Annotated in this window: 12 protein-coding genes and 1 pseudogene; 9 read left to right on the top strand and 4 right to left on the bottom strand. The window is 70.8% G+C overall.

Going from position 1 to position 10344, the window contains the following annotated elements; translation table 11 throughout:
- Positions 1-243 precede the first annotated feature (243 nt).
- The 7 genes from AB0J97_RS48660 (at position 244) to AB0J97_RS48630 (ending at position 5560) form a co-directional block, all read left to right on the top strand.
- Complete coding sequence (locus AB0J97_RS48660) at positions 244-453, top strand: ferredoxin (RefSeq protein ID WP_364103364.1); 210 nt, start codon at positions 244-246, stop codon at positions 451-453.
- Positions 443-616 carry a hypothetical protein gene (locus AB0J97_RS48655; RefSeq protein ID WP_364103370.1) on the top strand — a complete coding sequence of 58 codons (174 nt, stop codon included), beginning with the start codon at positions 443-445 and terminating at the stop codon, positions 614-616. The genes AB0J97_RS48660 and AB0J97_RS48655 overlap by 11 nt, the downstream gene beginning before the upstream one ends.
- A 313-nt stretch (positions 617-929) precedes the next feature.
- Positions 930-2360: an MFS transporter gene (locus AB0J97_RS48650; RefSeq protein ID WP_364103361.1), complete on the top strand. Its 1431-nt coding sequence runs from the start codon at positions 930-932 to the stop codon at positions 2358-2360.
- Between the two features lie 38 nt (positions 2361-2398).
- Entirely contained in the window at positions 2399-2890 is a 492-nt protein-coding gene (gene soxR, locus AB0J97_RS48645; protein ID WP_364103358.1) for a redox-sensitive transcriptional activator SoxR, read from the top strand.
- Positions 2891-3552: 662 nt separating this feature from the next.
- The gene (locus AB0J97_RS48640) at positions 3553-4107 is read left to right on the top strand and encodes a winged helix-turn-helix domain-containing protein (RefSeq protein WP_364103355.1); all 555 of its coding nucleotides are present in this window, start codon (positions 3553-3555) and stop codon (positions 4105-4107) included.
- Positions 4104-5387 carry an MFS transporter gene (locus AB0J97_RS48635; protein ID WP_364103352.1) on the top strand — a complete coding sequence of 428 codons (1284 nt, stop codon included), beginning with the start codon at positions 4104-4106 and terminating at the stop codon, positions 5385-5387. Before AB0J97_RS48640 ends, AB0J97_RS48635 begins: the two co-directional genes overlap by 4 nt.
- Before the next feature lie 35 nt (positions 5388-5422).
- On the top strand, positions 5423-5560 hold the full coding sequence (locus AB0J97_RS48630) for a hypothetical protein (protein WP_364103349.1): 138 nt from the start codon (positions 5423-5425) through the stop codon (positions 5558-5560).
- Positions 5561-5785: 225 nt separating this feature from the next.
- On the opposite strand, the gene AB0J97_RS48625 is transcribed toward AB0J97_RS48630, so the two are convergent.
- The 3 genes and pseudogenes from AB0J97_RS48625 to AB0J97_RS48615 form a co-directional block, all read right to left on the bottom strand.
- The gene (locus AB0J97_RS48625; RefSeq protein WP_364103367.1) at positions 5786-6055 is read right to left on the bottom strand and encodes a hypothetical protein; all 270 of its coding nucleotides are present in this window, start codon (positions 6053-6055) and stop codon (positions 5786-5788) included.
- Positions 6056-6193: 138 nt separating this feature from the next.
- Positions 6194-6874 (bottom strand): annotated as a pseudogene (locus tag AB0J97_RS48620) (IS5 family transposase); the annotation flags it as partial.
- Positions 6875-6957: 83 nt separating this feature from the next.
- The gene (locus AB0J97_RS48615) at positions 6958-7491 is read right to left on the bottom strand and encodes a helix-turn-helix domain-containing protein (RefSeq protein ID WP_364103347.1); all 534 of its coding nucleotides are present in this window, start codon (positions 7489-7491) and stop codon (positions 6958-6960) included.
- A gap of 160 nt (positions 7492-7651) precedes the next feature.
- Between AB0J97_RS48615 and AB0J97_RS48610 the strand changes: the two genes are divergently transcribed.
- Together AB0J97_RS48610 and AB0J97_RS48605 are read left to right on the top strand one after the other, a co-directional pair.
- Positions 7652-8464 (top strand): SDR family oxidoreductase, encoded by an 813-nt coding sequence (locus tag AB0J97_RS48610; RefSeq protein ID WP_364103344.1) that lies wholly within the window; start codon positions 7652-7654, stop codon positions 8462-8464.
- Between the two features lie 427 nt (positions 8465-8891).
- Complete coding sequence (locus AB0J97_RS48605) at positions 8892-9380, top strand: RICIN domain-containing protein (RefSeq protein WP_364103341.1); 489 nt, start codon at positions 8892-8894, stop codon at positions 9378-9380.
- A gap of 171 nt (positions 9381-9551) precedes the next feature.
- Here AB0J97_RS48605 and AB0J97_RS48600 read toward each other — a convergent pair whose 3' ends face one another.
- Positions 9552-10343, bottom strand: a complete 792-nt coding sequence (locus tag AB0J97_RS48600) for a hypothetical protein (RefSeq protein ID WP_364103338.1) — start codon at positions 10341-10343, stop codon at positions 9552-9554.
- Position 10344: the final 1 nt, after the last annotated feature.

The raw sequence follows: 10344 nt of genomic DNA, 5'->3' as shown, positions 1-10344 counted from the left end.
ACGGCGGTGAGAAGGCCGCTCTCTTCTGCTGGGGGTTCCTGCTCATCGCCGCGTTCGGTCCCGGTCGCTGGGCCTTGTCCGCACGGCTGACGTCCCCACGGGCGGTCGTTCACGAACGCTCCTGACGTGTCCCGAAGGTGCGGGCCTGGACCGCGCGATTACCGGACGCATCCCCGATTGTCCGATTCCCTTTGCTGCTGCTCCGGACAGGAACAAGGGTGAGGTGACGGAGGGAATGGCGGGATGCGGATCGTCGTGGACCTCACCCGCTGCCAGGGCTACGCGCAGTGCGTGTTTCTCGCGCCAGGGGTGTTCCGACTGCACGGGGAGGAAGCGCTGCTGTACACGCCGGCCGTCCCCGACGACCAGCTGGAGCGCGTGCGCCAGGCCGCGGTGGCGTGCCCGGTCCAGGCCATCGTCCTCGGCGAGGCGGTGAGCGTCGATGGCCGATGACCTGCGGGCGGGCAGGATCGTCATCGTCGGCGCCTCGCTGGCGGGGCTGCGGGCCGCCGAGACACTGCGCGAGGAGGGCTTCACCGGCTCTCTGACCGTGGTGGGAGACGAGCTCCGCCCGCCCTGGCCGACGGTGATTCGCTCCCCTTCGACCGGCTGCTGATCGCCACCGGAACCCGGGCGCGGCCCTGGCCCAACGCGGAGGAGGCCGCCCTGGACGGGGTGCTCACCCTGCGCACCTGGGATGAGGCGGGGGAGCGGGTGGTGGAATCGCTCGCCGACGTCTCGCCCGAACTGGGGCACCGCGGTCTGGGGACATGACGACGTTCCCGTTCCTGACCTGCGTGTTTGCCCTCAACCATGGTTGAGGTGATGGGCTGTTCGCCGTCGTCCAATGGACCTGAGGGAGCGAACACCACATGGACACCACCACCGGCCCATCCCGAGATTCCGCCACGACGAATCCACCGTCACGGTTGACGCTTCCGCTGGTTCTGGTCGGCGTCGTCATCGTGGCGATGTCCATCTCCGGGACCGCGGTCGCGCTGCCGAGCATGGGCAGCGATCTCGACGCCTCCGGAGCCTCGCTGAACTGGGTTGTCGCCGGATACAACCTCGCCTTCGCGGCCATGACGCTCATCGCGGGATCGGCCGCCGACCGGGTCGGCCGCCGCCGGGTGTTCATCGTCGCGGCGCTGGTCTTCGCGGCCGGATTTCTCGTGACGGCGCTGAGCCCGTCGATCATCGTCATCGACGCCGCCCGCATCGTCTCCGGCGCCGGAGGAGCAGGGATCATGGCCGCCGGTGGAGCCATTCTCGCCTCCAGTTACGACGGTGCGGCCCGCAACCGCGCCTTCGCGCTGATGGGGACCATGGCCGGGATCGGCATCGCCATCGGCCCCACCTTGTCGGGGCTACTCATCGACGCCACGGGCTGGCGGGGCGGTTTCGCGGTCTACGCCGTCGTCAGCCTGCTGGTGGGCCTGGGCGCCACCCGTGCCCGCGAGTCCCGGGCGGACGTCAGCGGCCCCGTCGACCGGGCCGGTAGCGCCCTGTTCGTCGCCGCGCTGTCCCTGCTCATGTTCGCGCTGCTGGAGGCACCCGCGCTCGGCTGGCTGCACCCGGTCATCCTGATCAGCGAGATCGCCGGCCTGGCCTGCCTGGCCCTGTTCGGCGTCCTGCAGCGACGCAGCCCCGCTCCGGTGCTGGCCCCTGCCCTGGTCGCCAACAGGGCCTTCCTGGGCTGGAGCCTCGCGACCCTGACCACCTCGATCGGCTTCCTCGGCGTTCTGGTGTTCCTGCCCACCTATCTGCAGTCAGCGGGAGAGCTGTCCCCTTCGGCCGCGGGGGCGGCGATGCTGCTGCTGACCGCGCCCGTGCTGGTCGTTCCCATGGTGGCGGTGACCCTGGTGAACAAGGGAGTCCCGGCTCGCCTGCTGATCGTGATCGCTCTGGCCTTGGTCGTGGCCGGGAACCTGTGGCTGACGGCGCTGAACGCCGATCACGCGGTCGCCACCGTCGCGGCCCCGATGGTGATGATCGGCGTCGGCATGGGAGCCTCCTTCGGCATCACCGACGGCCAGGCCATGTCCCTGGTCCCGGCCGACGCCGTCGGCATGGCGGCCGGATTTCTGAACACCCTGCGTGGCGCGGCAGAGGCCCTCGTGATCGCCGCGTTCGGTGCCTCCCTGGCCGGTCTTCTCGCCGCGAAGCTGGGTGACACCTCACGCGCCGCCGCGGTCGGCGCAGGACGCCTCACCCGTGGGGCCGAGACCGCGGAGCTCGAAGCGTTCACCTGGTCCTGGCACCTGACCCAGCTCGGGATCGGACTACTCTGCCTCGTGCTGTCGGTCATCGTGATCGCCCTGATCCGTGACAGCGCCAAGACATCCGGAGAAACCACCTGACCACCCCGCCGTCCCGATCACGACGAAGGAGACTCACCGTGCGCGCTGGCCCGGACGACCACCTGACCATCGGGGAGGTCATCCGCCGGACCGGCGTAGCCGCCTCCGCGCTGCACTTCTACGAACGCAAAGGCTTGATCGTCAGCGAACGCGGCATCGGCGGCCAGCGGGTCTTCTCTCGGCACATGCTGCGCCGGATATCCCTGATCATCGTGGCCAAGCGCCTGCACATCCCGCTGTCGGACGTCGCCGAGGTCTTCACGACGCTGCCCGCCGATCGTGCCCCCACCCACAAGGACTGGCAGCGGGTCTCTCGCATCTGGAAGAAGCAGCTGGAAGAGCGCCGCCGCGCCATCGAGAACCTCGAACAGGAACTCACCGGCTGCATCGGCTGCGGCTGCCTGTCGATGAAGGCCTGCCTGCTTCTCAACCCCGACGACGCCCTCGAAGGGCAGGGTCCCGGCCCGGTACGACTCCAGGAGCCCGGACTCGCGCGGCGAAGGCTGCCGCGATCCGCTGCGCCCGGATGACCATGCCCCGCTCACCCAGCCACTGATCAGGCCGTTGAAGTGCCGGTCCACCTCGGAGTTTCCCGCTCGCCGCCGGGCAGCGGCGCGGTGGGGAGCGGCGGTTCCGCGCCGAATCGCCTCAGCCTCGGGGAATGACCACCGTCTTGATCCGGATCGCGGGCAGCACGGCCGTCAGTACCGCGAGGACACTGCACAGGCCGATCAGCCCGGTGACCGGCTCCCACGGTACGCCGACGGCGACGGGCCCGGACAGTTACCTGGCCGGCCTGAGAACGATCAGGAAGCGCTCGGGCCGCCCACCTCTCGTCCGTCGAGGTGTCCTCGCTGGACGGCGACGCCACCGGCGGTCACCCGAAGCCTGGAGGTCGAGGCGATCGACGATGCCTCGATCGGATCGCGGTGATGATGGTCACCGGGCTGATCAGCCCGGCCCGCCGCAACTCCGCCGACGAGCGCCTGCGGATGCCGGCCCGGCCGGAGCGGGTAGGCGGTCAGTGATCTCTTTGTTGCCGATGCTTTCCGACGGCTGAGCAATGGCCGCCGGATTTGCCACGCGGACGCCGCCGTCCTGCGTCCAGGTATGGCTGTGGTCCTGGGGAAGTCTCCAACGGAATACACAAGGATCATTGTGCAACAACTCTTGTACGTATATGGTGCACCGCATGATCACCGATTCGCGGGTGCTCGCCGCCATGGCGCATCCCCTGCGCCGCCGCCTGCTCGACCTGCTGAAACTGGAGGGCCCCGGCACCGCCAGCAGCCTGTCGGGGCACACCGGCGAGGCCGTGGGCAACCTCAGCCACCACCTGCGGGCCCTGGCCGCCGCAGGGCTGATCGAGGAGGCCCCTGAGCTGGCCCGCGATCGGCGCGAGCGGTGGTGGCGCCGTACCACCCCCACGCTGTGCTGGTCCTCGGCCGACTTCACCGGCGACGCCGCCGGGGAGACGATCGCCCGCGCCCTGGAGTCACTCAACCTGGAGCGGCAGACCGGGCACGTGCGGCGCTGGGCCGACCAGCCTCAGGAGGAGCAGGAGCGCTGGCCGCTCGGCCCGTTCTCCACGGAGGGGTGGCTGCGGGTGACCGACGAGGAGCTGGCCGACTTCGCCGCCGAGCTGCAGGCCGTCATCGACAGGTGGGCCGGGCGCGATCTGCCCGACGACGGCCGCGAGCGCGGTACGGTCTTCACCTTCGCCAGGGCCGTGCCGGGGCGTCCGTGACCCGTACTCCGGGGAGCCGGTTCGGCCTGCTACAGCACAGGGACTTCCGGCTGTTGTGGATCGGCGAGAGCGCCAGCAGCCTGGGCAGCGCCGTCACCACCGTGGCACTGCCCCTGGTCGCGATCACCGTCCTGGGGGCCTCGGCGTTCGAGGTCAGCCTGCTGTCGGCGGCCGCCTGGCTGCCGTGGCTGCTCATCGGGCTGCCCGCGGGCGCCTGGATCGACCGCCTGCCGCGCCGCCGGGTGATGCTCGCCGCGGACTGGGTGTCGCTGGCCGCCTTCGTGAGCGTGCCGCTGGCGGCGGTGGCCGGTCGGCTGACGGTCGGCCAGCTCCTGGCCGTCGCCCTGGTCGCCGGGATCGCCAAGGTCTTCTTCGCCACCGCCTACCGCGCCTACCTGCCCTCCCTCGTCGCGGGGCCCGACCTGCTGGAGGCCAACGCCAAGCTGCAGGGCAGCGAGCAGGTGGCCAATCTGATGGGTCCCGGCCTGGCCGGGCTGCTCGCCCAGCTCCTCTCGGCGCTCGGCGGGCTGGTCGTCGACGCCGTGACCTTCGCCGTGTCGGCGCTCTGCCTGTCACGCATCAGGCATGCCGAGCCCGTCCCCGAGCGGTCGCGGCGCCGGCTGCTGCCGGAGATCCGTGAGGGGGTGCGCACGGTCGCGCACGACCCGCTGCTGCGCGGCAACACCCTGTACGGCTGCGTCGCCAACCTGGCGCTGACCGGCTACCAGTCGCTCCTGGTCGTCTTCCTGGTCGGCGAGATCGGCGTGAACCCTGGCGTGACGGGAGTGCTGATCGCGGCCACCAGCCTGGGCGGGGTCGTCGGCGCGGCGGTGGCGCGGCGGATGGCGGCGCGTTTCGGCAGCGCGCGGGCGGTGCTGCTGGGCAAGGCCGGGCTCGCCCCGGTCGGGTTGCTGATCCCGCTGGCCGACCAGGGGGTGGGGCTGGTGGTGTTCGTCATGGCCGGGATCGTGATCGTCGCGGGCATCGTGGCGGGCAACGTCGTCTTCTCCGGGTTCGTGCAGACGTACGTGCCGGATGCGTTGATGGGCCGGGTCTCGACGAGTGTGCAGGTGGTGAACTTCGGCGCCATCCCCTTGGGAGCGGTGGTGGCGGGGTTGCTGGCGGAGGCGTTCGGGGTGCGGGTGGCGCTGTGGGCGATGCTGGCGGTGTTCGCGCTCAGCGGGCTGATCCTGCTCGCCAGTCCGCTGCGGCGCCTGCGCGACCTGCCCACCGGTCGGTTGCCCGGCCCCGCGACCGCCGAACCGGCCGTACGCGTCTGAAGGGGTGGACGGCCGTCAGGTCGCCAAAGCCACCGGTGGGGGCGTTCCCGAAGGCCGACCGCAAGCGCGCGGCCGAGATCGCCGCAGCCTTCAACAAGGCCGGCGCCGGTGAGATGAGCGCCGTCGTACGCGGGTCGGGCTCCGCCCAGGGCCAGTACGGCGGCGTACGGTGATCGCGGGTGTCACGGCCAGGACGGCGGCGGCCAGGACGACGGCGACGAGGGCGGTCACCCCACCGCGGGCCGCCGAGGACGCCGGGCAGGATGGCGGCCGGCAGGGCCACCGGGAAGATCGTCATCTGTCCGCCCGGCGGATCGCCTGCTTGCCGGCCTGGGTAGATGCGATGGCTGGGCGGCGAGATCGTCGATGGGTCGGCCGGTCAGGCGCCTGTGGACGGTTCAGGCCGTCGCCCCCGAGTGGGCGGCCGTCTGGAACGCCAGCCAGGTCCACGAGACGTCCTGGCGGTCATGTGGATCGACGCGCTCAGCGAGATGGATCAGCTCCAGGCCGTGGGTGCCGCGTAGTTCCGTCAGGTCCGGCAGCGCGTCATCGACCCATCCCAGATCCTGGCCGGCGTGCAGAGCCTCCCCCCGCGCACGAAGTTCAGCGGTGGGTTCGGCGGCGACGACCTCATGGCCCAGCGCCGCCAACGCCGCCGCTGCCCGCACCGATGTCCAGCACTCAGCTCGGCCGTGCGGGGAACAAGTGCAGCATCTCGCGGTGAACCTCTGCGGACGTGACGCTCTCGTACTGCTCGGCCAGCCTCTCAGCCGCTTCGGCGTATCCGGAAGTGGATGGCAACCGTCTTCCCAGCGGATTCGCAAGCGTCGGAAGGCGTGCAGCAGGGCGAAGGTCTGCTCACCGACCCAGCGTCGTTTGCCCAGGCCGGAGCCGTGCTCGGTGCCGCGGCCGGCGATCAGCGGGCGAATCTGAAGCTCGCGGACCAGGCGGCGGTACTTGTCGTGGTCGTAGCCGCCGTCAGCGAGCACCGCGTCGGGACGCTGACGCGGCCGGCCACGCTTGCCGCGCACCTTCGGGATGGCGTCCAGCAGCGGGCGCAGCTGGGTGACATCATTGCGGTTGGCGCCGGTCAGGATGATCGCGAGGAGGATGCCGGTGGCCTCGGTGATCAGGTGGTGCTTGCTGCCGGCGCGACCTCGGTCGACCGGCGACGGACCCGTCTGTGCCCCCTTTCAACGCTCTGATCTGCGAGGAGTCCACCGCAGCCCGCGAGAAGTCGAGCGCGTCGGCAGCCCGTAGCCGATCCAGCAGCACCTCATGCAACCGTTGCCACACGCCGGAGGCGTTCCACTCGGCCAGGCGTCGCCAGCACGTCATGCCCGAGCCGTAGCCGAGCTCTTGGGGCAGGTGCTCTCCAGCCGCTTACGCCCTGGATGCCGGAACCGCCGCTGACGCTGCGGCAACAGCGGCTCGATCACCGCCCACAGCTCGTCGCTGACCTCCCACGGCTTGACCGCCGCCCTGATGACGGGTCGGTGACCAGGGAGATCACCGGGAACATCGCCGGGGAACGGCGCCAGGCCAACCCCCTGTGACGAGCAGGTCGCCGCTATGGCCGCGGTCGCCCATCGGATGCTGTCGGGCTGCCTCGGTCGGCGACATCCGGGCGATTCTTCCGCGAGGCCAGGAGGGCTTCGGGGAAGCCGGGGCCGTGGATGACGTGGATCTGCGTGAGTTCGGTGACCTCCCCGCAGGTGTCGCAGGTGGTCTGCTCGGTGATCGCCCCGCCGCAACGGGTGTGCCGATACAGAATGGGCGGACCGTCGGGCGCCGCCCATCGATCACCCCACTCCGTCAGCGCGATGATCACGGGTGCCAGGTCGAGCCCCTTCCGGGTCACCGAATAGCCGCTCCGATCGGACGGCTCCTTGCTCGACCGCCGTTCGAGGACGCCCGCCTCGACCAGGCTGTCCAGGCGTTTGGCCAGGATGTTGGTCGCGATGCCCAGGCGCTGGAAGTCGGCGAACCGGGTGGCCCCGGCGAACAGCGCGTCACGCACGATCAGCAGGCTCCATCGCTCGCCGACGACCTCCAGCGCCCTGGCGGCCGAGCACACCTGCGTGTCGTACGTCCTGCCCAGCATGGCGACTCCACCTCCCAAGGGAGAACTTGCGTCATGCAAGACTACCCCTCTAACCTCGCTTGCATCACGCAAGTGCGCTCTCGCGCGCCGGGCGGCCGCCATGGCCGCGACCGCGGAGCCTGCCTGCCCATCCGGAAGAACGATCATGTGGAGGTCACCGATGAGCGGATCGCTGCTCAAGGACAAGAACGCCGTCATCTACGGAGGCGGCGGCGCGATCGGCGGAGCCGTCGCACGGGTCTTCGCCCGGGAAGGCGCGAGGGTCTTCATCGCCGGTCGGACGCAGGCCAAGCTCGACGCCGTGGCCCGTGACATAGCCGCCACGGGCGCAACGGCCGAGACCGCCCTGGTCGACGTGCTCAGCCAGCAGGCGGTCGACAAGCACGCCGACACGGTCGCGGCGACGGCCGGCGGCATCGACATCGCCGTGAACGCCGTGAGTGTCCAGCATGACCAGGGGACCACGCTGGCGGATTTGTCCCTGGAGGAGTTCATGCGGCCGATCGACGGCTTCTTGCGGACGTTGTTCATCACCAGCAAGGCTGTGGCCCGGCACATGGGAGGCGAGCGCGGCGGTGTGATCCTGACGCTGTCGGAGCCGGGCGCCAAGCTGGCCGTGGGCGGCATCTTGGGGCACGCCGTGAGCGCGGCCGGCAAGGAGGCGTTCTCCCGGGTTCTGGCCGCGGAGCTGGCACCGAGCAACGTCCGGGTCATCGGCATCCGTCCGCACGCCGTCGTCGACGCGCCGGCCGCCGGCTCCTACACCAAGGAGCTCTTCGAGCAGGCCGCGGCAGCGGCCGGGCAGTCGGTCCAGGAGATGCTGGAAGGCGGGGCGATGGCGCAGGGGACGCTGCTCAAGAGGCTTCCGACGCTCTCCGAGATCGCGGAGACGGCCGCGTTCCTGGCGTCGGATCGCGCGGGGGCCATGACTGGCACGATCGCCAACCTGACCAGCGGCGCGATCGTCGACTGAGCTCAGGCTCGCCAGGACGTACGCCGGGCGGCGGGCGCGGTGGGGGCGCGGGGGAGCGGTGGGGGAGCGGTGGGGGAGCGGTCGCAGGATGTGCGGCGATCGGCCCACGCGAGACGCGCGGCGCGGCCGGGGGACCTCAGGCCGCGCGGGAGCCGGTCCGGAAACCGCGCTCGCAACGCGATCTCCACCCGGAGAAACGTTCCCGGAGGGCCGGCTTCGAGCCGCCGCCGATGCGGCTTGAGCCTGTACGGAGTTCGGATCTCTGAGCCGGCCGGAGGCTTGGGCCTCAGAGGGCTGCCGCCTTCCTGCTGCGGGGCCTCTGTCCGGAAGCGGTCACCGCCGGAGGGTGATTTCGGGTGCGTAATCGTCTCTTCTTGGAGACAAGGCGGCGCATCGCCACCTCCCGGTCCAGTTCGAGAGGACCTTCATGGACATCCCGGTCCGAGCCACCCTGATCAACAAGAAGTCCGGGCTCGCCCTCGACATCAAGGAATGCGACATGTCCGACGGTGGCTGGGTGATCCAGTGGACCCCCCACGGCCGGACCAACCAGATCTTCCGCCTGGAGCCCGCCGATGGCGGCTACAAGTTCATCGCCGAGCACTCAGGCAAGGTGCTGGCAGTCGCGAACGCCTCCACCGACCCGGGCGCGCGCGTGGTGCAGTTCGAACAGGGCCGCCGGCCTGTCGGCCCGCCCCTCGCCACGCCGGGCGGCGCGGTCCTCGCGCTGTCCCTCAGCGGCGACGCGCTGTCGGTGGCGGGCAAACACCTGCCCTTCCAGCGCTACGACCTCAGCGCCGCCGGGGCCGCGAGCACCGTCTGCGAGCGGGTCGGCCACGGGCTCGGCCGGGAGGAATGGGCGACGTACTTCCCGGACTTCCCCTACCAGCCGGCCTGCGGTGCGGAGGACCGCTAGCGGAGCCATCCGTCTCCTGGCCGCCGCACGGCGGCCGGTCATGCTCGACCGCCGCCAGAAACGGCCTGCCGCTGATGGGCGCCGACCGGGCATCGACCCCCTTTCAGCAGCCGGCGGGGACACCCGGGGCCGTCCATCCGGACTCGAAGCGCAACGCCGCGTCGTCGGCGATCACGATGATCCTGCGGTTGGCCGGCGTCCAGCCGTCGGGCAGCAGGAAGTACTTGCCGCCCGACCGTTGGAGCAGGCGAAGGCCGGTGTAGCAGAAGGCGTAGGCGGAGTCTTTGCCACCGAAGGTGGTGACCTGTACCCCCGGCGCGTGGATCTGCAGGTTTTGGCGCTGTAGACGGTGACGGACAGACGCCCGTGAAGGTTGCCGATGACGTCCGCCGCGAGTCCGCGCCCGACCACACCGGCGTACTCCGAGACCTCCCAGAACAAGGCGAGCACGACGAGCACGCCGACGACAGCCGTGTGCAGCGTGGATCTGGGCGCGGCCGTCTGCGTGACACCGTCGCGCGCGTCCAGCAGCGCGCGAAGGCGCACAGCGTACATCGTGAGCACGACGCCGACCGCGATGGCCAGCGGGACCACCAGCTCGGTCAGGCGCGTGGCCCATTCGACCGGCAACGCGGCCAGCGGGAGGACGAGCCAGCTCAGGGACAGAAGCCGCGCGCATGCCCGCAGCCGTGGCCTTTGCCGCTCCTTGGACATCACCGCGACGATCCAGCGGTGGGTGTGCATCCCGCCGAGCACGACGGCTGCGACGACCCCGAGCGGAAGGTACAGGGAGGAGACGCTGCGCAGCATGTAGTCCAAGGCCGTCATGTCGAGCACGCTGGTGTCGACGCCGAGCGCCTTGGCCTGGACCTCGCTGCGCGCCCAGCCGAAGTAGTACAGCAGAGCCGTCGCCGCGGTGACCGGCGGGAGGAACTCGGCGGCGGTCTTGAGCACCTCGCCCACA

Origin of the sequence: Nonomuraea sp. NPDC049607, assembly GCF_040675375.1 — a bacterium.
Taxonomy (GTDB): domain Bacteria; phylum Actinomycetota; class Actinomycetes; order Streptosporangiales; family Streptosporangiaceae; genus Nonomuraea.
This window is presented reverse-complemented; position numbering and strand designations above follow the sequence as displayed.